A 19,728-nucleotide genomic window follows, 5' to 3' on the forward strand; every position below is an offset into this window, starting at 1 on the left:
CCCGCTACCCCCTGTGTTCCGGCGTTTCAGGCGCAGTCGCATAGATGACAGCATGGCGTCCGATACGATGTTTAGCCAATGCCCTGTACACGTCGATAAGAGCGGCTTCCAGACCGAATTCGCTGAACGTTTCTTCCATTTTGATGCGCCATCTGTGGCAGTTGCGGCCCAGCGTGTCGTTATTGATGTAGTTCTGGCCCATCAGCAGCAGAAAATCGATGGGGAAGCTTGCTTCCTGAACCTGCACTGTAAAGCCGTGTCGCTCCAGAAGGCCCTGCAGTGAGTCGAATGAAAAGTAGTTGATGTGGTCAGGGGGGCTTACCCACCACGGCTCAAAGTTTTTTTCACTGCGCAACACTTTCTGGATAGGGTTGAAGTCGTTGGGCACAACAACGCAGAACACACCGCCGGGACGTAAGACTTTTTTAATCCCTGAAATAAGCGAGTGCGGGTCGGCGATATGTTCCAGAACATCACTCATGTGGACAGCGTCAAATGTTCCCGCCTCTACAGGTGTATGCTCCGTAAAAAAATCGTTTTGTACTGTAAGTCCCAGCGTCTGTGTGGAATATTCCCACGCCTGACGCGACGGCTCGTACCCTGTGCCGTCCCAGTCTTTATTCCGGGCTGTCAGCAAAAATATGCCGGGGCCAGATCCTATATCCAGAATCCGCTTTGTGTTTTGCGGCAGTAAGGATGCCATAGTATCAAGCCGGAGACCGTGAACAAGCTGCCACCATGCCTGATCCTGCGTATGCCTTTCAATATAGTCCGGCAGCATGGTGGAATAATACGCCTCGCGGTACATATGTTCGACAGTGCCGGAATCCGGAATCGGCAGGAGATGCGCAAAGCCGCACGCCTCACAGTCTATGACCTGATATTCCCCTTTTTCTTCCAGTACGGGGCCGATGTGTTCAACCTGCTTTGTACGCATATTCATTAAATTTTTATTTCCATGCGCCGGATCATGTCGGCGGCGATTCGTTGTGCCCCAAGGCCGTCCACAAGTTGGGCTGCTGTCTGCCCCATGTTTTCCAGTTGCTCCGGCTTGTGCAGCAATGCCGCAACGGAGCTGACTGCAGCTTCGTCGCAAATCTCGTGGTGAACACCAAGGTTTATAGCTATTCCGTTGTGTTCAAACACGTCTGCCATGGCTGAATGCTGTCTGGTGAGACAGATGTATGCGGCCGGAACTCCGCAACAGGCCAGCTCGTAGGCGCTGACACCGAATGAAGCGACAGCAAAATCGCAGGAAGCCATTATGGCACCCATGTCCGGCGGTGACGTGATTACCTCGATAGGCATGTCCGCAGTCTTCAAGAATTCAACTATTTCTTTTTGCATGCTTAGTGCAAAATATGGACCGGCAATGACAGAAGCTCTCCAGTCAAGATTTCGCAGGTGTTCGCTTTTCAGCCATTGCAGCGCACGCAGGGTGAAGCCTTGCGGGTCCGAGCCCCCCATGGTGAGGAGGATTCGGACAGGGCCGCTTGTAACTATTCGCGGACGCGGGGAAAATGTTTCCCCCAGTGCTACCCATTCAAATCCGCTATGTACTGTTGCGGGGCAATCTGTCCAGTCCAGCGTGTCCAGCACCGGAGCAGGGGGATAGTATGCTGCATGGGCGTAGCGGCGTAGTGGTCCGGCATCATCAAGGATGACTGTCAATTTTCCGTTAGCCACGCGTTGCGCCGCAAGAGAAACAGGAAAGCCTTCCGGAGCATCAAGTAGCAGAATATCCGGAGCAACCTCGTGCAGTGTTATTGAAAGCCATTGTTCAAGCTGCATGTCATCCGGCAGCACAAGCGGAACGTACCCGTGTTGCCGGACTCGCTCCTGTGCATGGTCCGACCCCAGTGCAAACAGAATGTCACAAAGGCGCATGGCGCGGATTTCCCGGGCCACGGCAAGGCACCGGCTAAGATGTCCATAGCCGGTTTGTGGAGACGCATCACAGCGGAATAGTATAGTCGGTAAATGTGAACGCATGAATACAACCAGACTACTGTTTTTTATACTGTTACAGGAAGGATGTTATAATTATTATTTATTTTTGTGTAGGGCGCAGGACGGCATTTTTGCAAAAAGACTTTCATATGTTGAGTTGCTTTTGACTTGCACCGTCACATTTGTCTCGCGTGAGGATTCCAGCCCGTCGCTGAAAAAGAAAAGGGCACGGTATACTGGGGAATTCCAGTCTGTTGCATCAAACGGAGCAGGGGGATGCTGTGTCAATGAGTCAGGTATGACGTTACACAACTGCCGAGGCTGCATTGTTGCAGTGGGAGAGGAGGGCCCTAACGAGTGGCAAAAGCAGGAGCCGAGATTTCCGGAAGTCTTTATCCGTAACTCCGCAACTAATTTTTTGTCTGATTGCTGTGTTTATGGCTGAAAATATGTTCAGACAGCGCTTTTGCCAGTTGCTCGATACCTGCGTCCGTAAAAGCAGCCGTAGGGGCCGCGGCGTTGCCGCTATTGCTATAAGTCAGGCGGATGGTCCCGTCCTGCAACGATATTCTGGCAGAGGGAATATTGTACTGTTTTTTTTCCGATATTTGATCTGTTGCAATCGTACCGGCGTCAAGGAGCAAATCCGGCATAAATTCCAGCGGGTCTGCTATATGAGCAAATGGTTCCAGTGCCGGTTCTGTCGGGTGTGCAGACTCTGAAGCAATGCGTATCCCGAACCCGAATGTATCCCGAAGGCGACCCAGCACAGCTGCCAGTAGAGGTACGTGTGCTGAATCAAGGCAACGGGCCACAATGCGTACGGTCGGGGTGCCGGCTTTTTTTTGTTTTACATGGCTGTTGATGGATAAGAGCTCTGGATTGGCCCGCAAAAGGTCCGCAACATCCCGAATATCTGCCTGAGCAGGGGCAGCATGTAACAAACGGTGTATCTCTTCCAGAAAGGCCAAGTCAGCAGGCGTGTCTATGCTGATGCGGACTCCTGCCAGTTGCTCACGTTCCGGCAGTTCAAGATAGGCCACAGTACCTATGTCTGCTTTGCCTTTCAGGCCGGAAACCACATGCTCTTTCACAACCGGATTGTCTTTGTGCGAGAGCGCCAGCCTGCGCAGCAGTGAAGTGCGGAACGGGTCTATGCCTTCATGGATGCAGGGAGTGCCGGTGCGGACGGTTGCATAGTCAGCTCCGGTTTTTTGCAACAGGTCGATCAGACGGGTAATGACATCCGGATCAACAAGGGGGCAGTCTCCAGTTACGCGTACTATGATGTCGGGAGAATAGGCATCAAGTACAAGAAGGTGTCTTGCAAACAGGTTGTCTTCCGGCCCCCGTATGACATCAAACCCGAACGAGGGCGCAACTTTCGCCAGAACATCGTCACGGGGATGCGTAGAGGTGGCAAGAATGATTTTGTCCAAAGCCTTGCAGGAACCGAGACGAATGCCGATGTGTTGTAACACGGGCATTCCCGCCAGCAGCGAAAGGACTTTGCCCGGAAAACGGGTTGAGCCCATGCGGGCTTCCACAACAGCTACGCAACGCATGTCTTACAGCCTTATCCGGAAAAGTGTTCTCTGATTTCTTTGAAAGGACGCAGCCCGTCCTCCGGGTCGGCGCGCCACATGCGCTCGTTCTGTTCTCCGGCGGTGTATGTCTTTTCGCCGTTGCCGTCTGCAGATTCTCCCACCCGCACATCATCTATGACTTTTTTGATCTGGTCAGGCAGCCAGCAGTGTCCGCCCTGATACTCGTATCCTTCACCTTCGATATCCAGATGAAATTCAATCATGGATGCGGAGTATGCATGCACCGCCCTGTATATCACGGCTGACGAAACCGAATGATCGGACCATCCCGTTTTGCACTGGCAGGTTTCTCGCAGGGTCCGGATGCAGGCAAGATTGGATTGCTCCGGTGCAGAAGGGTAGTTGGAAACACAATGCAGCAGCGTCAGGTCTTCGCACCCCGCATTACGCAGCGAGTGCGTAGCCTGTCTGACCTCATCAATGTCTGCCATGCCGGTGGAAAGAACAACAGGTTTACCTTTGGCGGCACACGCTTCAAGCAGGGCAGGCCATGTGAGTTCGTATGAAGCTATTTTATAAAAGTCTACATACGGGGCCATTTCTTCCACAGCCTGCAGGTCAAAAGGCGTGCAACTGAATGACAGCCCCTTTTTACGGCAGTGCTCTGCTATGGAAGGCAGAAAGCTGACTGGCAGTTCCCACTTTTCGCGGGCCCTGTGCATGGCGGATTTTTTCAGAATTTCCGGAGCAAAAAGATTTTTTATGCGGAACAGCTGAAATTTCACGCCGTCGCAACCTATGTCGCCTGCAACGTCAACAAAGCGGAGGCATCTTGCCAGATCCACGTTGTGATTGCTTGAAATTTCGGCAATGAACTGAACGCCCATGAATGGTTCTCCCGTCGGCACTGTTTGCCAGTCTTGTTTATGCCCGCTTCGGGCAATACATTTCTGCACGCGGTACCGTTTATCTACCTGTCGTCCTGACAATTACCGATGCAGCGGTAACGAGTTGTCTGCCGCCGATACGCATCGGCGCTGGTGGCGGGCATGCCGGCTACTCCTGCCTTTGCTGGCTGCTGTGCCCGTCCTTCGCGTCGGAATCTGCATACTCTGCCCGTTGCAGCGCGGGGCATGTACGTGTCTGCCAGCGACTGATGCGTTTACTTGCTACTTCGGGCCGTTATAGCAGGGGTCCAGTTCGATAAGCATACGGGTAAGCTCTTCTTCATCCAGCTTCCACGGGTTTGATTCTGAATTGTATTCAAAACCTTCCGGCACAGGAGTTCCCCAGTCTGTTTTGCCGGGAGTGGAAAAGCTGAACAGCGGCTTGATGATAAACCTGTCTTTCTGCTCCTGTGTGTGGCGGGCTTCATCTACGGAAAGCATAGTCTCATGCAGCTTTTCGCCGGGGCGGATTCCGGTGAACTTGACCTCACAATCAGGGCAGATGGCTTTTGCCAGATCCGTAATGTGCATGGTGGGCAGCTTCGGAACAAAAATTTCACCTGCAACGCTCATCTCAAGGCTGGAAAGGACAAAATCTACGCCTTGGCGCAGGGTTATCCAGAATCGGGTCATTCTGGAATCGGTGATGGTGATCAGCCCTTTTTCGCGCTGCTTTAAAAACAAGGGGACAACGCTGCCGCGGCTGCCCACTACGTTGCCGTACCGTACTGCGCAAAAACGCGTACCTGACTCGCCGGAATAGGCGTTGCCTGCTACGAACATCTTTTCTGCGCACAGCTTGGTTGCACCATACAGGTTGGCAGGGCTGACGGCTTTGTCGGTGCTCAGCATCACAGCTTTTTTTACACCGCAGTCCAGAGCGGTGGAGACAACATTTTCAGTTCCGATGATATTGGTGCGGATAGCCTCAAACGGATTGTATTCTGCCGTGGGCACAATTTTCAGAGCTGCTGCATGAATCAGAATATCCACACCGCGCATGGCACGGTAAAGACGCTCTTTGTCGCGTACGTCACCCACAAAAAAGCGCAACGCCGGAAACTGCTCTTTAGGGAAAGCCTGCTGCATATCCCACTGCTTCATTTCGTCCCGGCTGAATACTATGACTTTTTTAGGAGCCCAGCGTTCAAACAACATCCGGATGCATTGTTGTCCGAAAGAGCCGGTTCCGCCGGTAATGAGGATGGTTTTGTCTGTAAACACGTAGTTACTCCTTTAACGAGCGCTCTTGACCGGATTTGGCAGCCTTGATGCGGGCAAAACGCCTTATCGGCACTGATAAATTTTCCGGTTGATTGTGGTTGGCAGGTTGCAATCTGGCAACTTAACGCCATGAAATCCGTCCGCATCAACATTAGCAGCGGCGATTGCTGTTTCAGCCTGTGGCTACGCTGCTTTTGGTGCCATACTTTCCGGTAACATCCTGTGATAATTTTCAAGCTGTTTTTTTGTCAACGCCACGCTTTGCATTGGAATCATGCCACGTTAGCCTGCTTACTGTTTTGCGGCATTCATCGCAGCTTTAAACCACTGCGCGTAGTCTGCTATGCCCTGCCCGATAGAAATTTTCGGAGTAAAGCCCATGCCTGAGATTGCAGAAACATCTGCCTGCCAGTGAGCTGGGTCACCCGAGCGGACTTTGCCGTCAAATACCGCTTCGGGCGTATAGCCGAATGACGCACGCAGAGTATCTGCTATCTGGCGCACACTGGTCTGCGTGCCCGATGCCACATTCAGTATGGTGTGCCGGTTATGTACTTTTTCGTGGATAAGGAGTTCAACCAGACGCGCGACATCCCGCACATGAATAAAATCCCGTGTTTCTTTCCCTGTGCCGGATAATGAAAGGGCGTTGCTCTGGATTTTTCGGGCAACGTCCCAGAGCAACTGTTTGCGCAAGCCGTCTCCGTAACAGGAAAAGATACGCAATGAGTAGCTGGAGATGCCATAAATATCGGCGTATTCCTGCGCAATCTGTTCGCACATCAATTTGTGCCAGCCATAAGGTGAAATGGGGGCAGCAGGTGTGCTTTCCTGAATCGGCAACGTTGCGGGATTACCGTATACTGCCGCGCTGGACATAAGCATGATGCGGGTGTTCAGCCTGCATTTGCGCACCGCATCGAAAATTTGAAAGACAACCGGCGGACCGGACTGAAAATCAACACCGGGGCGGGTCATGGAAAGGCCCACTGATGCCACTCCAGCACAATGAATGATTTCGTCGGGAACAAGTTCGGCGATAAGCTCTTCCAGATCCTGATGAGGCAGGATCATGCGCTCAATACGGTTTTTCTGATCAGCAGAAGGGTAAGATGTCGCAGAAAGGCCCACTACAGTATGCTTGTCTGCAAGCTGGCGGAGCACATGGGAGCCGATAAAGCCCGTTGCGCCAGTTATCAGAATTGTTTGACGTTTCATTTTGGGCTCCGTGGAACAGGTAGCATATTTTTGCGACGTACGTTCATACTGTATTTCATACCAATTGGCGGCTGATACCCTGCTGTAATAGCGGCGGCATCCTCTGTCCGTGCGGGATGCAAACCTGCTGAATCGTCAGGGTGCCGTTCAGCTTTTGTTTACAGCGCGCTATGCCCGCACTTAACAGATTGCGTTTACTTTTGTTGATTGAAAAAAGAAAGCAAGAAGCGAACCATAGGAACGTTTCCTGCTTATTGTGTTGTTTTTATGCGTTTTTATTTTTGAGATTATTTCAGTTGTCAAAAGAACGACTGGCTGCCGGTGAGGTTCTTGTTGTCTTACCTCCATGCTTTTTTTGTTTTTGTACAAAAAAAGCCCGCAACAGTGCGGGCTTTCTGATGTCTGCTTTGGTTACCATCTGGCTGGCAGACTGGTTGTATGCGTCAGTCAGCAGCCGCTGCCGCAGTTTGTCAGGCAGGCGTGCTTGGCCAGCCCTGCAAGCGATGTCTCTCTGTAGCCGCATTTTAAATCTCTGCCGGTTTCACCCATGGTCTGAACCACCTGATCAAAGCTGATACGGTGATTACCGTCGGTGAACAGAGTATACTCCGCCGCGTTGATGGCGCGGGTTGCGGACACTGCGTTACGTTCTATGCAAGGTACCTGCACGTAGCCGCCCACAGGGTCGCAGGTCATGCCTAAGTGGTGCTCCAGCGCCATTTCGGCTGCATAGTCTACCTGCATGTTCGTGCCGCCGAAAAGATATGCGGTCATGGCCGTAGCCATAGCGCAGGCTGTGCCTACCTCGCCCTGACAGCCTACTTCGGCGCCGGAAATGGAAGCGTTCTGCTTCACCAGATTGCCGATAAGTCCGCCCACAGCAAGCGCTTTGAGTATTTCGCTTTCAGACAGGTCATAGTCTTCTTTCAGCGAACGCAGTACCGAAGGCACCAGACCGGCAGAACCGCACGTGGGAGCTGTGACCACGAGTCCTCCGGAGGCATTTTCTTCCGACACGGCAAGTGCATAAGCAAAGGTCATACCCGTAGAGCGTAACCTGCCGGACTGTATGCGGGCCTTTTTGTAAAAGGCGTTCGCTTTGCGCGGGTAGCGCAGATCACCCGGCAGAACTCCTGTTTTAGCCAGACCACGTTCAATGGATTCCTGCATGGCCTGCCAGATGTTACGCAGAAAGTCCCATATTTCAGGTCCTTCCTGATTTTCTACATATTCCCACAATTCTATGTTGTCTGTTTTGCAGTGCGCCATGATGGCATCAAGGGTGGTCAGCGAATAAAAGCTACTGGTCCCGCGGGTGGCAGAATCTGCTCCTGCAATGGTGCCGCCGCCTACGCTGTATACTTCCCATGTGCTGCCTTCTCCGGCAAGAATCTGGCCGTTGTGGTCCAGCGCTTTGAAAACCATCCCATTGGTGTGGAAGGGGCGCACCTCTTCCGGTTTCCAGATGATTTCCGTACGCTCTTCGCCCAGCGTTTTTTTAATGATCCAGTCCGTCAGGTGACCTTTGCCTGTGGCGGCAAGGCTGCCCAGCAAGGTTACGCGATAACTTGCCGCTTGCGGCGTGCGCTGCATGAATTCGCCTGCGGCTTTTTGCGGTCCCATGGTGTGGCTGCTGGAGGGGCCGTTGCCCACTTTATAGAGCTCTCGTAATGAGTCCATTAAGTACTCCGGTATGTGCAGTGAAATTTTTGGCTGTCCGGCCAATGCCTCTTTTGCAGGAACAGGGTCGGAGGAGGCATGACGGAGTCGGGTCATGTTTGCAGCCTGCGGCAGCAGGCCGGACAGCCGGAGTGAGTGTGTTACGGGCTACGCTAGTCGGACAATGCCTCGTCCAGAAGCTCTGCAAAAAGTGAAGCTCCCAGAACGGTGACATTGTCGTTGAAGTCGTATTTGCTGTTATGCAGCAACGGCGAATCTGAACCGTTGCCTATCCATACAAAGCAGCCTCTGGTTTTTTGCATGTAGAATGCATAATCTTCGCTGCCCATGGCGGGCAGCTCTTCGGTAAGCACGTTTTCTTTACCCACCACACGTTCAGCGGCGGCAATGACCAGTTCCGGCGTGGTGTTGATCACAGGCGGATGCTTGCGATGGTAAGTAAACGTGGCGGTTACACCATATATTGTTTCCAGCCCAGCAACGAGGTGGCCGAGTGATTCCTCGATAACGTCCTGTACTTTCGGGTCGGTGGTGCGGACGTTGCCTTTGATGACAACCTCATCGGGGATGATGTTGTACGCGCTGCCACCGTGCACCTGCGTGATGCTTATGACGGCTTTGTCGTGGGCGGATACCTTGCGGGCGATGACGGACTGGGCACCTTTGATGAAGTCCGCCACGGCGGCAAAAGGTTCGATGCAGCCGTGCGGAACGGATGCATGACCGCTTTTGCCGCGAAGGATCAGGTCAAACCGGTCTTCCGAAGCCATGGCAGTGCCTTTATGCACGATTACCTGATGTTCTCCGTAGGGCGGCCAGTTGTGCATGCCGAACATGTAATCAATGCTGTATTTTTCAAACAGACCGTCATTGATGACTTCCAGCGCACCGCCGTAGCCTTCTTCGCCTGACTGGAACAGCAGCAGAACAGTCCCGTTAAAGTCGCGGTGGTTTGCCAAATATCCGGCAAAGGCCAGCATGGTGGTGGTGTGACCGTCGTGACCACAGCCGTGCATACAGCCTTCCACAACAGACTGGTAGGGCAGGCCGGTTTCTTCGGTTGTCTGCAGTGCATCCATGTCGCAGCGGAAAGCTACGGTTTTGCCTTTTCCTTTTCCTTCAATCTTTGCCAGCAGCGAATTAACGCCGATGTCTTCGTAGCCGATGCCAAGAGCATCAAGCTGCTTTTTTACAAAGGCTACGGTCTGCACAGTTTCCAGCCCTACTTCAGGACAGGTGTGCAGGTACTGCCGAATGTTTTTCAGCTCTTCAAAGCGAGCTTCTATTTCCGGCTTTACGGGCATTTATATCTCTCCGAGGAACTTCAGTACTACGTGTGCAATGGCTGCAGAGCCGATATAGGTACCTGTCATTACAAACAGGCTGACAACAACGATGCGCCATCCGGTCTGCTTCAGTACGGGCAGGTCTTTACCTATGCCCACACCGGCATAGGCCAGAATAGGGGTGGTCAGCGCAAGGAAGTTTACTTTCGATACCCACGCCGCCACGGTTGCGCTGCCGGGAAAGCCGGGCAACGTAAGCACCATGCCGAAGGTGATGACATACAATACGGTAGGCAGTTTGAAGAGAAAGCGGTTGGCAAGAATGCCGAGCATGCATATGGCAAACAATACAGCCATACCGGGCAATGCCTCTGCAATGCCGAAGCCGTAGCCAATCCGGTTGCCTACAAGAGTGATGGCGGCAACCAGTGCAAGGACGATAGCGGATTCAGTGATTTTGCTCATGGTTATTTCGCCTCCTCTTTGCCGTATTTGATCCGGTAGATGATCTTGTAGAGCTTGTTGGAAAGGGGCAGGGCTATCAGCATAGACATGTACACGCCATCAAGACCTGACAGGGTGTTACTTGCCACGCCGAATGCCTGAATCTGTTCTGCCATGTCAGGGTAGATGGCAGAAAGGCTGCCCACGGTGGCAGTCATCATGCTGGCGGAACCCACACCCGCTGCCATGGCAAGTGCATAGGGATGAAACACATCAAGAATGCTGAGGAAGGAGGCGGTAAGGCCGAAGAAAATAGTGCCGAACACGGTACCACAGATGTACACGCCCATTACGCCGCGTCCTTCAGGTGAGTTCAGGCCGTAAATGTCGCTGATAAGCGCCACGTTAGGCTCGCGAGCTACGGAGTGCGCGGCACCGACGGCTTCCCGCTTCAGGCCTAGGAACACGGCAATGGGAATACCGATAAGCAGGGTGCCGATGTTGCCGAACTCCTGCAGAACCAGCGCGGGACCTGCTTTGACAATTTCAAAGAATTTCGGACCGACAAGGGTACCGTAACGAGCCATAAGCAGCATCAACGTCAGGCTGACCAGCGAACTTGCATGATCCATGTCTTTGTCGTTGACGATTTTAAGGAATTTCGGACCCAGAAATGTACCCATGAACACAGCGTACAGCATGGGAACCAGTACGATCATACCTGGCCCGACGGGAAATTTAAGAATGCCTATCAGTTCGGATGCGGCAACCAGTGCCAGAACCAACAGGTGGATTTTGACGTTTTTAATGGCGTCTAACATAGTGTTTGTCCTGCAGTAGTGTAGTTGTTGTCGTCGGCAGCGGCGCTATGCTGCATGGCGCAGCGTATTGCAGGCACCGGTGCCCCTCCTCAGTTTCGATACTCCTACGTCCCCTGTTTTGTTGTCGGGTGGTCTCCTCCTGCAGGCACATTTTTGGCCAGAAATTCTGGCTGGTTATTTTTGGACAAGTCAAAAACATGTCCGAAAATAGTGCTAAAAAAATGCCCTGCTTAAATTGAAATTTTTACAAGGTTTTTAGGGCGGCCTACCTGATGCGCGTTTTCCTTGCCCACCAGTGTGGCGTAGCCGCTGTCCACAAATTTTTTCAGCACCCGTCTGGCGCTGCGTTCCCCTATACCGAGGCAGGCCGCCAGATCGTTTGCATCAAATGTATTTTTGCCGGTTTTGTCTATCACAGCGCGGATGCGGTCAACATAGCTTGCGCTGATACCGATTTCTTCCGCCATGCGAAGCAAAGTCGTGTCTTCGATACGGGTGCGGTAGTTCAGTTCGCCCTGTTCCCCAAGCGGACCGCGGATATGGTCGCCCTGCACCAGATAAAGACCGCCCTGCGGCAGTTTGCGCCCGTGCGAAAGGGCAAGCCGTGCGGACTTTTCTGCTTCAAACGCTGTGGCGCCGATGCCGATGCCGGAAGAGAGCAGCAGGTTGTTGCTACGTCCCCATTGGATAAGTCGGGTGAACATTTCCAGATGCACAGGGCTTTCTATGACGCCACGTGTGGAAAATATGACGTATTCGTGTTTGCCGAAGTTGAACAGGCTGCCCTGAATGGCGCGGACGTACTCCAGAAGTTCCAGAAAGAATCTGCCTTCATCCTTCATCTGATCGTATTGATTGGCGGAAAGTTCTTCGTTTCGGTGCAGACGCACAATCTGAATGGCAATTCCGGCAGACCGCAGACCTCTAGTGGCGATATCCGCCAGCAGCCTGTCCATGGTTTCGCGAATCTGCAAGGAGCTGGGCAGCATTCTGAAAGCAGTATGGTCTGCCATGCGCAGCTGCCGGTACACTCCGCCGAAGCCTGATATCGCAAGATCTACTTTGCCGGAGTTCAGCAACTCAAGGTGACGCTGTAAGTATTCTTCTTCTCGCAGCTGCACGGCAAAGGGCATGGAATAAACCTTTGCAAAGGGAAGGCTGTATTCGCGGATGACTTCGTTCAGAACGGGGTCGGTGATTACGTCAATGCTGATGCGACTGTGCGGCACACCACTGCGCTGGATGGCAGCAAAGGCATGGAGCAGACTGTAAGCGCCGCGCTCGAGTTGCGTATGGGGCTTGGTGACCACACCTTTGGCTTTAGCGGCTTCCTGCACGCCGATGCCGGCAAACAGCAGCCCGTCGCATTCGCTCTGGCTTTGTTCCAGAATTTCATGTGTATCGTTGGTGTGTTCGCGTATATATGCCCGAAACGTCAGATTCGGGAAAAAGCGCGTAACACATTCGCGGATGACTCCCACAGAGTCTGAAGGGCCGATAAGGGCAATGGTTTCACTCATGGAAGGTGCGAACCTCTGCGGCATCTGCCGCCCCTGCTGTTGCTGGGTATAGTGCCGACGCAGATATTCACATCGACTCATGCCTGTGCTGTGTGGTATGTTTTTTCGGTCATGTCCAGAATATGACCATAAGAGTGCACACTGTGCACGGGAAGTGTGAAGGTGTCAAGGGGGGCAAATGCAGCATGCATGGACCGGTGAAGGGAGTATCTGCTGTGCAGAGATGGTGTGCTTTACTTTGCAAGTATCAGGTAAAAATACCATGAGTCGCAAAGTTGCATGAACAGAAGATACTTTATGTGTCTATCAGGCAAGGATAAACGTTCTTCCGACATGCATATGTTCATTTTACTGGCATGCTATAGAATGTGCAGGAGGGGAGGCGGTATTTTTTAGTATGTCGGTGCCTTATTCTGCTCCGGCACCTTCCGGTGAGAGTTTGCCCTTACAATACCTTTGATTTGCCACCTGGCTGAAGAAATTTTAGTTATTAACAAATAAGCGCCCCACACAACTGTGCGGGGCGCTTTTGTGATTCGTAAGATGAAAAAGCTACTACAGCTTGCGAAGCGTCACCTGAAAGAGTTTGCGGGGCAGGGGGCCTTCTTCAAACTCATCAATGCTCAGCAGTTCAAAGCCTTCCGCCAGCAGTTCCACTTTTGCCTTATCAAAAAAGTGCACTACATAGCCGCCTGTTTCATACATGTCTTCACCGTGATGATTGCCCTGCCGGTAATGGGCATCGCCGGTGTGACGCACTGTGTACACATGCAGCCCGCCGGAACGGAGAACGCGATGAACCTCGCCGGTAAGTTTTTTCAGCTCGTCTGTAGTCAGCGCCATGCAGTATAGCATGTGCGAAAAACAGGCGTCGAAGCTGGCGTCTTTACAGGGCAGGGGCTGGCGCACATCGTGCTGCATGGCGGTTATGTTGTCTGCCATGCTGAAGTGCTTCGCCTTTGCTTCGATGGTTTTTACGCCTGTTTCGGCATAATCCAGCGCCGTTACCTGAAAGCCGTTGTGAGCAAAAAATAGTGTGTCGCGGCCTTGCCCGCTGCCCAGCTCAAGAATGGTTTTTGCTTCGTTTTGTGCAAACAATGTTGCCGCTGCTTTGGCGGGCTGGCTTGGTTCCTGACCGAACATGTCGGGCATCCGGATGAAACTCTGGTTCCAGTGTTGTTGCTGCGTAGGTTTGAATGCGTTCATGGTGCTGCCCGTTGTATTGTATTTAGCTGCTGCATCTGGTGCGTATGTGCGTTAGCAGCAAGTTGAGATGTTTCTATATTGGTATGGCAGCAGGTTAGCAAGCACTCCGCGTTTGCGGCGCGCCGGAGACAGCGTTTTGGCGGCGTAGTGCATGGAATATGAGCGTGGTTGCAGTGTTAGAGTGTGTATAAAAAAAGCCCCTTGCCTGCGGGCTAAGGGGCTTGGTTGATAGATGTTTGTAGAGTTATCTCAAGGCTGCGCAATAAAACCAAGATGACTGGCAACAGCCTGCAGGGTACGGTCTATGTCCGTCTGCTCGGGCAGATTGAGTACGCTGGCTTCCGTAAGCTGCCGTGATATGAGACCGTGCAGCGGCGGCAAAGCTGTATGCCAGCGGGGAAGCCCGTTCAAGTCCGGCAGGTGTACGGGAAGATCCGCAGCAAAGCGGTTGAGCACCAGAGCTTGCTTGTGCAGTTGCAAGTCAGTTGCCATGCGGCTTACTTCTGCTGCGGTTTGAAGGCTGCGCATACTGGGCTCGCTGACGACCACCAGCCCGTCCACATGGGCCACTGTGCCTCTGCCAAGGTGTTCCACGCCGGCTTCCAGATCTACCAGTACGCAACTGGATGCATCCATCACAATATGTGCCAGTAGGGCCTTGAGCAGCGCATTGCCATCACAGGCGCAGCCGCCGCCCGCGTTGGTGAGCGCACCCATGACCAGCAACCGTTTGCGCCCGGCGGAGGCGGCATACAGCGGCGCGCCGGATACAGGCACATCAACTGCCAGCTTCGCGGGCAGGTCATCCACATCGGGGTTCAGGTTAAGAAAACCTCCGGCATGAATGCGTTCCTGCACCAGATCCTTTCTGGCTATGAGGGGCTGCGGTAGCTCCTGCGGAGAAAGGCCTGACGCCTGCCCCAGAGACAGAGCCGTGTCTGCGTCAATCATCCACACGTCACGGCCGCATCTGGCCAGCCAGTCGGCCATCCATGCCGTAATGGACGTTTTGCCTACGCCACCTTTGCCTGCAAATGCCAGCTTCATTTTGTATGTATCCTCGTACGCTTCATTTTTGCTGTGCTATTCGCCAAGGCCCAGCGCTTTACGCTTTGCACGGATTCGTTGATCGAACAGCTCTGCGGCTTTTACGGGATCAGGCTCAATGACGAACGTTGCGCCCACGAGGTCTTCAAGGCCGGAAACCGCGAGGTTGGTCACGGTTTCAGAGCCAAGAATGTGGGGCGGATGTCCGAGATGCGTGTAAATGCCGCTGGCAACAGCATACAGGCCAATGGCTGCTGCTTTTTCCGAATACCATTCCGGTGAAGATGCCCCGACAGGCAGGTCGCTGATGTCCACGCCAAGTGCGTTTGCCAGCGCTGCGCACAGCTGGAGAATGCGGGAGTTATCTACGCATGACCCGTAATGCAGTATAGGCGGAATACCCAGTGCGCCGCAGACTTTTTTCAAGCCCGGGCCTGCCATTTCAATGGCCTCGGGCACGAGCAGTCCGGCCTTGCCTGCCGCCGTGGTTACGCAACCGGTAACCAGCACCAGAATATCTTTTTTAATAAGTTCCTTTGCCAGCCCAACATTCATGGAGTCCTGCTGGAACTTGGGATTGTTGCAGCCGACAATGCCTACGGCACCGCGAATGTCGCCTGCGGCAATGGCCTGCACCAGCGGGTCCAGCGAGCCGCCAAGCGCTTTGATGACTGCCTCGTTGGAAAAGCCGGTCATGATGTTTACCGGTTTGCCGGGAATCTGTACGCGCGAAGCATCACGCTGGGCGTAAGCCTGCACAGCCAGCCGGACTATTTCGCGGGCCTGCTCCAGAGCATTGTGCGGATGGATGTCGAAGTGGATGGCTCCGGTAAAGCGGGCCTTCTGCGCTGTGTCGATGAATTTGGTGTGGTAGCAGCCGGAAATCTGTACGAGGCTGGGCATAATACACTGGTAGTCTACCACCACAGCTTCTACAGCGCCTGTGACAATGGCAAGCTCTGTCATCAGGTGGTTACCCGCCATGGGAATGCCCTGACGCATCAGTAATTCGTTTCCTGTACAGCACAAGCCTGCCACATTGATGCCGCTGGCCCCCAGAGCCTTTGCCTGATCGATAAGTTCCGGCTCGCGTGCGGCTGCCAGAATCATTTCGGACACAACAGGATTATGGCCGTGCACGAGAATGTTAACCTTGTCCTGTTTGATGGCGGCAAGATTGGCGTATGACATGGAGGGGGTAGGTGTGCCGAAGATGACATCAGAAAGTTCTGTGCCGATCATGGAGCCTGCCCAGCCGTCTGCAAGGGCGGTTCGGGCTGCATGGATAAGTGTGTTGGGCGCATCGTTGTCGCAGCCCATGTGGGTGCGGTGCATCATCTCTGCTATTTCGCGGTCAACGCCGCGGGGAGTCATACCGAGCTTTTTCCATATGTCTTTGCGCTGTTGCGGAACGCGTGACAGAAAAGCGACTTCTTTTTTACGGCTGCCGAAGTCTGCATAAAATACGTCTATGACATCAGAGGCCACGGCTATAATGTCGCGGCCTTCGGTGCTGATGCCGATTTCTGCAGCGATAGCGCGCAGTTTGTTTTCATCGGTGATGCGGTAGTCTTTGGTATTGCCTTCAACAATGGCTTCAAGCACTTCCACAAGGTCGCGGCCGTGGTCGGAATGACCGGCGGAGCCACCAGCTATGAAACGTCCGAAGTTGCGTGCCACAATAACGTCGGCATCTGCGCCGCAGACCCCGCGGGGAGCTTTGGGGGTGATTTTGCACGGCCCCATGGTACAGTTACGGCAACTTACACCCAGTTCACAGAACTTACAGTGGGGTGTTTGTTGCTGCAGCCGTTCGTGGGCTGTTTCAATGCCTTCGGCGCGTGCTTTGGTAAGCATAGCCTGAGCATCTTCCCAGATGGAGAGTTCTTCTACCGGACGCGGTTCTTTTGCCATACCTGTATCCTCCCGTTGTTTACGGGCAGCGCTTTGTCTGTCCGTAGTGGGTGTTGCTGACTATGTAAGCATAGTGGCCTAAGCAGGCCGTAATGTTTGTCGGCTGGCTGACACTAGGATGAAAAAAGTTGTGAAAACTGCGTTATTGCTGTGCCTGCTGCCGTAGCGCTTCCATATCTGGTATTAACCATGCGGAACGCCCGCGTTTTTGCATGATGCCTTCACGGACCAGGTTATTAAGCAGTGTCGATACCGTCTGGCGTGTGGCTCCCATATGTTGCGAAAGCTGCTCGGTGGTTACGGCAAGGCGCAGTTCGGTACCTTCATCGGTTTGTACTCCTGTGCGCAGGGCTTCCTTGTATAAAAAAGCTGTCAGGCGGGAATAAATATCCTGAAACGCAAGGCTGCCGATGATGGAAAATGAGTTGTTCAGAATCTGTCCGAGCACACGGACCATTGTTCTGTTAAATAACGGCACTTCGCTCATGCACCGTTTGACGGACTGTACATCTGTTACCAGCAGGGATGATTCTTCCAGCGCCTGCGCAAAACAGCCCGCGTGCGTGGAATACAGGTCGCCTGCTTCAAGAACGCCAAGTGTAAACTCTTTATCTTCAAACCCTAAATAAATGCGCACCCGCCCGCTGGCGATGATGAATACAAGGTTTTCATCGGCATCGGGATGAAAGGCTATTGCACCCTTGGCCACTGCCCGCTGATGGAAAATGTTATGCAAATCTGCAAGTTCGGGACGCTTCAATTCGTCCAGCAAGTTGATTTCAGAAAACTTCAAGGCACATCCCCCCGATGGCTTTGTATTGGTACGGCATTACAATGTGTAGCATGCGTCAATGTACCCGCGCAACCAAAAGCAATAAATGAAGCAGTCTAATTAGTTGTATAAACAAATGAAAAAAGCCCCCGACAGTGCGGAGGCTTTGATACGTTTTGATTTCGGGTACTTTTATATGCTGTCGGCATCCGGTGCACTGCTGCCTTTCAGCGCCAGCAGCAGGCCGGAAAGGAAACAGGCTTCTGCTGTCAGCTTAAAGACTTCTTCTGCCATATCAATGGCGTGGGCTATCTGCGTGGGGTTTTCTGTAATTTTCAGTACATTGATAACAAAGTCAGGTCTGCCTGCCATGTCCAGCCCGCTGTGCAGAACAAGAACCACAAAACCGACGCCCAGTACGGTGATAGTCTTTTTGTACCGCAGAATTTCGCGGCGGTACCAGTAAACTGAAAACATGCCGATAAGTGCGTAGCCAAGAACGATAAAGTCATCCATTCTTTCAGAGAAAGATGAATACTCCATGCCGGAGCCGCGGTAGATCATTTTATCAAGCCCTTCATGGATGAGTACTTTTTCATCCAGAGCAAGAAATGCAAAACCGGCTGCCATGAGTAGCCAGATGAGCTTGGTCGACGCAAGGCTGAACGCTTCTCCTTCTGTCCGTTGGCGATATACTTTGCCTGCCGTGATGGAACAGGCAACGAGCAGCATTACAGATGTTGCAGTTACCGGTCCGCGTTCATCAAACGGTACATTTTTGTACAGGTGGAATGTTACTTCCAACAGGGCGATAGCCACAACTGATCCTGCAATAATGCCGAACAATGACCATATGTTTGTTTCGCGGTTCTTCCATGCGTGGCGGATAGTCAGGGCGATGATCAGTTCCGGAATGATATGCAGCATGAAGCCGGAAGCGTACATGGCAAAATGTTCAAAGGTGAACGCCATGATGGTTGCCGGCAGAATGAAGGAATCGACAGTGTGACGAAGTTGTTTGGAATAAGGTGTAGTATAGAGCATAGCTTTTTGAATCATGCTTTAGTTGCGGGGTGCGCAATGTGTCAATGGGGTTACAAAAAAATAAGTACGCTTTGTTATGTCGTACAATTTTGCGCATAACTTTTTTAACAGATTCAAATGTGCTGGCTGGTAATATATTAATGATACGGTGAAGGGTGGTTAGCAGCAGAAGGTGCCATGCCGGAGGGCTTATGCTTTCATCCCGGTCAAGCGCTTGTGACAACGCATTGCCTGCCACGCGTTGGTTTAGTATGCTGCGGGCATGTTGACCGTAAAGTGTGCGGCCTGTCGCCGCAAATTGTGGAAGTATCTGAAGCTGGGGCCGGGCGAGGTGCTGCGTTGCCATAAGGACCGCATCAGCAAAGTATTCGGCTTTGAAGAACGCGAAGGAAAAATATGGTGCGTGTGCGGAAAGCCCATAGGCATAGATAAGGGCACCTATTACAGCATGGTGAAAGGCAACTTTACCTATGCAGGCACCAAAGACCCCAAGCGCTGATCTGTGGCTGCTAAAAAAATAAAAAGTTGATTGACAGCCGGATGCCGTGCGTGTAGAAGCTCCATCTCGCGGACGGTTAGCTCAGCTGGTAGAGCACTGCCTTCACACGGCAGGGGCCACAAGTTCAAGTCTTGTACCGTCCACCACATATGCGGAGCGGTAGTTAAGTCGGTTATAACGCCGGCCTGTCACGCCGGAGGCCGCGGGTTCGAGTCCCGTCCGCTCCGCCATTTGTTCATCAAGGGCATTAATCATGCGATTAGTGCCTTTTTCTTTTTTGGGAGACCTCTTCCCCTGACCATTTGCCCCCGCCCTTGGTTTTTTATAAGCTGTCTCCTTCGCCTGTCGTATTTGTTGCTGTAAGTTGACACTCTATTTGAGAATTTTGCCATTTCAAAATGAGAAAAAGCCCCGACCAGAGTCAGGGCTTTTTATGTCCTTACTCCGTCACTTACTGCGGTTTAAAAAAAGCCGCTTACAAGCGATGTTATAGTACCCCTTATCCAACTCTACACCGATGAATTTTCGGCCCGTAGAAAGAGCCGCTTTTCCAGTTGTCCCAGAACCCATAAAAGGGTCCAGAACAACGCAATCATCTTGAGCTATAGC

General features: G+C 52.6%; 18 protein-coding genes and 2 tRNA genes. 3 read left to right on the forward strand and 17 right to left on the reverse strand.

Going from position 1 to position 19,728, the window contains the following annotated elements; genetic code table 11:
* Positions 1 to 4 precede the first annotated feature (4 nt).
* From ACK5LI_RS01305 to ACK5LI_RS01380, 16 genes are all read right to left on the reverse strand, one after another.
* Positions 5 to 943: a class I SAM-dependent methyltransferase gene (locus ACK5LI_RS01305; RefSeq protein WP_416945825.1), complete on the reverse strand. Its 939-nt coding sequence runs from the start codon at positions 941 to 943 to the stop codon at positions 5 to 7.
* Positions 943 to 1,908 (reverse strand): hypothetical protein, encoded by a 966-nt coding sequence (locus tag ACK5LI_RS01310; RefSeq protein WP_416945826.1) that lies wholly within the window; start codon positions 1,906 to 1,908, stop codon positions 943 to 945. The genes ACK5LI_RS01305 and ACK5LI_RS01310 overlap by 1 nt, the downstream gene beginning before the upstream one ends.
* A gap of 452 nt (positions 1,909 to 2,360) precedes the next feature.
* On the reverse strand, positions 2,361 to 3,515 hold the full coding sequence (locus ACK5LI_RS01315) for a cytidylyltransferase domain-containing protein (RefSeq protein WP_416945827.1): 1,155 nt from the start codon (positions 3,513 to 3,515) through the stop codon (positions 2,361 to 2,363).
* Positions 3,516 to 3,526: 11 nt separating this feature from the next.
* Positions 3,527 to 4,384: an N-acetylneuraminate synthase family protein gene (locus ACK5LI_RS01320; RefSeq protein ID WP_416945828.1), complete on the reverse strand. Its 858-nt coding sequence runs from the start codon at positions 4,382 to 4,384 to the stop codon at positions 3,527 to 3,529.
* A 282-nt stretch (positions 4,385 to 4,666) separates the two neighbouring features.
* On the reverse strand, positions 4,667 to 5,668 hold the full coding sequence (pseB, locus tag ACK5LI_RS01325) for a UDP-N-acetylglucosamine 4,6-dehydratase (inverting) (protein ID WP_416945829.1): 1,002 nt from the start codon (positions 5,666 to 5,668) through the stop codon (positions 4,667 to 4,669).
* A gap of 291 nt (positions 5,669 to 5,959) precedes the next feature.
* On the reverse strand, positions 5,960 to 6,886 hold the full coding sequence (locus ACK5LI_RS01330; RefSeq protein ID WP_416945830.1) for an NAD-dependent epimerase/dehydratase family protein: 927 nt from the start codon (positions 6,884 to 6,886) through the stop codon (positions 5,960 to 5,962).
* A 447-nt stretch (positions 6,887 to 7,333) separates the two neighbouring features.
* The gene (locus tag ACK5LI_RS01335; protein ID WP_416945841.1) at positions 7,334 to 8,566 is read right to left on the reverse strand and encodes an L-serine ammonia-lyase, iron-sulfur-dependent, subunit alpha; all 1,233 of its coding nucleotides are present in this window, start codon (positions 8,564 to 8,566) and stop codon (positions 7,334 to 7,336) included.
* Between the two features lie 152 nt (positions 8,567 to 8,718).
* Positions 8,719 to 9,870 (reverse strand): M20 metallopeptidase family protein, encoded by a 1,152-nt coding sequence (locus ACK5LI_RS01340; RefSeq protein ID WP_416945831.1) that lies wholly within the window; start codon positions 9,868 to 9,870, stop codon positions 8,719 to 8,721.
* A complete protein-coding gene (locus ACK5LI_RS01345; protein WP_416945832.1) occupies positions 9,871 to 10,317 on the reverse strand; it encodes a hypothetical protein in 447 nt (148 codons plus the stop codon).
* Between the two features lie 2 nt (positions 10,318 to 10,319).
* Complete coding sequence (locus ACK5LI_RS01350) at positions 10,320 to 11,117, reverse strand: DUF3100 domain-containing protein (protein WP_416945833.1); 798 nt, start codon at positions 11,115 to 11,117, stop codon at positions 10,320 to 10,322.
* Between the two features lie 230 nt (positions 11,118 to 11,347).
* Positions 11,348 to 12,661 (reverse strand): hypothetical protein, encoded by a 1,314-nt coding sequence (locus tag ACK5LI_RS01355; protein WP_416945834.1) that lies wholly within the window; start codon positions 12,659 to 12,661, stop codon positions 11,348 to 11,350.
* Between the two features lie 531 nt (positions 12,662 to 13,192).
* The gene (locus ACK5LI_RS01360; RefSeq protein WP_416945835.1) at positions 13,193 to 13,843 is read right to left on the reverse strand and encodes a class I SAM-dependent methyltransferase; all 651 of its coding nucleotides are present in this window, start codon (positions 13,841 to 13,843) and stop codon (positions 13,193 to 13,195) included.
* A gap of 249 nt (positions 13,844 to 14,092) precedes the next feature.
* A complete protein-coding gene (locus ACK5LI_RS01365; RefSeq protein ID WP_416945836.1) occupies positions 14,093 to 14,890 on the reverse strand; it encodes an ArsA-related P-loop ATPase in 798 nt (265 codons plus the stop codon).
* A 36-nt stretch (positions 14,891 to 14,926) separates the two neighbouring features.
* Positions 14,927 to 16,804: an anaerobic carbon-monoxide dehydrogenase catalytic subunit gene (gene cooS, locus ACK5LI_RS01370; protein ID WP_416945837.1), complete on the reverse strand. Its 1,878-nt coding sequence runs from the start codon at positions 16,802 to 16,804 to the stop codon at positions 14,927 to 14,929.
* A 142-nt stretch (positions 16,805 to 16,946) separates the two neighbouring features.
* Complete coding sequence (locus ACK5LI_RS01375; protein ID WP_416945838.1) at positions 16,947 to 17,597, reverse strand: Crp/Fnr family transcriptional regulator; 651 nt, start codon at positions 17,595 to 17,597, stop codon at positions 16,947 to 16,949.
* Positions 17,598 to 17,768: 171 nt separating this feature from the next.
* Positions 17,769 to 18,635: a hypothetical protein gene (locus ACK5LI_RS01380; protein WP_416945839.1), complete on the reverse strand. Its 867-nt coding sequence runs from the start codon at positions 18,633 to 18,635 to the stop codon at positions 17,769 to 17,771.
* A 247-nt stretch (positions 18,636 to 18,882) separates the two neighbouring features.
* Here ACK5LI_RS01380 and ACK5LI_RS01385 point away from each other — a divergent pair, with 247 nt between their 5' ends.
* The 3 genes from ACK5LI_RS01385 to ACK5LI_RS01395 all read left to right on the forward strand — a co-directional run bounded on the left by ACK5LI_RS01385 (position 18,883) and on the right by ACK5LI_RS01395 (position 19,349).
* The gene (locus ACK5LI_RS01385) at positions 18,883 to 19,119 is read left to right on the forward strand and encodes a hypothetical protein (protein ID WP_416945840.1); all 237 of its coding nucleotides are present in this window, start codon (positions 18,883 to 18,885) and stop codon (positions 19,117 to 19,119) included.
* A gap of 70 nt (positions 19,120 to 19,189) precedes the next feature.
* A tRNA-Val gene (locus ACK5LI_RS01390) sits at positions 19,190 to 19,265 on the forward strand.
* A gap of 7 nt (positions 19,266 to 19,272) precedes the next feature.
* A tRNA-Asp gene (locus ACK5LI_RS01395) sits at positions 19,273 to 19,349 on the forward strand.
* 217 nt (positions 19,350 to 19,566) lie between these two features.
* Here ACK5LI_RS01395 and ACK5LI_RS01400 read toward each other — a convergent pair.
* On the reverse strand, positions 19,567 to 19,725 hold the full coding sequence (locus tag ACK5LI_RS01400; RefSeq protein ID WP_416945842.1) for a DNA methyltransferase: 159 nt from the start codon (positions 19,723 to 19,725) through the stop codon (positions 19,567 to 19,569).
* Between the last annotated feature and the right edge of the window lie 3 nt (positions 19,726 to 19,728).

Origin of the sequence: Oleidesulfovibrio sp. (assembly GCF_047973035.1) — a bacterium.
Taxonomy (GTDB): Bacteria; Desulfobacterota; Desulfovibrionia; order Desulfovibrionales; family Desulfovibrionaceae; genus Oleidesulfovibrio.

Excerpts from the sequence above, each read along its gene's own strand:
- ACK5LI_RS01335 (WP_416945841.1), bottom strand. The coding sequence starts at position 8,566 with ATGGACTCATTACGAGAGCTCTATAAAGTGGGCAACGGCCCCTCCAGC.
- ACK5LI_RS01380 (WP_416945839.1), bottom strand. The coding sequence starts at position 18,635 with ATGATTCAAAAAGCTATGCTCTATACTACACCTTATTCCAAACAACTT.
- ACK5LI_RS01385 (WP_416945840.1), top strand. The coding sequence starts at position 18,883 with ATGTTGACCGTAAAGTGTGCGGCCTGTCGCCGCAAATTGTGGAAGTAT.
- ACK5LI_RS01340 (WP_416945831.1), bottom strand. The coding sequence starts at position 9,870 with ATGCCCGTAAAGCCGGAAATAGAAGCTCGCTTTGAAGAGCTGAAAAAC.
- cooS (WP_416945837.1), bottom strand. The coding sequence starts at position 16,804 with ATGGCAAAAGAACCGCGTCCGGTAGAAGAACTCTCCATCTGGGAAGAT.
- ACK5LI_RS01350 (WP_416945833.1), bottom strand. The coding sequence starts at position 11,117 with ATGTTAGACGCCATTAAAAACGTCAAAATCCACCTGTTGGTTCTGGCA.
- ACK5LI_RS01305 (WP_416945825.1), bottom strand. The coding sequence starts at position 943 with ATGAATATGCGTACAAAGCAGGTTGAACACATCGGCCCCGTACTGGAA.
- ACK5LI_RS01365 (WP_416945836.1), bottom strand. The coding sequence starts at position 14,890 with ATGAAGCTGGCATTTGCAGGCAAAGGTGGCGTAGGCAAAACGTCCATT.
- ACK5LI_RS01345 (WP_416945832.1), bottom strand. The coding sequence starts at position 10,317 with ATGAGCAAAATCACTGAATCCGCTATCGTCCTTGCACTGGTTGCCGCC.
- ACK5LI_RS01320 (WP_416945828.1), bottom strand. The coding sequence starts at position 4,384 with ATGGGCGTTCAGTTCATTGCCGAAATTTCAAGCAATCACAACGTGGAT.
- ACK5LI_RS01355 (WP_416945834.1), bottom strand. The coding sequence starts at position 12,661 with ATGCCGCAGAGGTTCGCACCTTCCATGAGTGAAACCATTGCCCTTATC.
- ACK5LI_RS01315 (WP_416945827.1), bottom strand. The coding sequence starts at position 3,515 with ATGCGTTGCGTAGCTGTTGTGGAAGCCCGCATGGGCTCAACCCGTTTT.
- ACK5LI_RS01330 (WP_416945830.1), bottom strand. The coding sequence starts at position 6,886 with ATGAAACGTCAAACAATTCTGATAACTGGCGCAACGGGCTTTATCGGC.
- ACK5LI_RS01360 (WP_416945835.1), bottom strand. The coding sequence starts at position 13,843 with ATGAACGCATTCAAACCTACGCAGCAACAACACTGGAACCAGAGTTTC.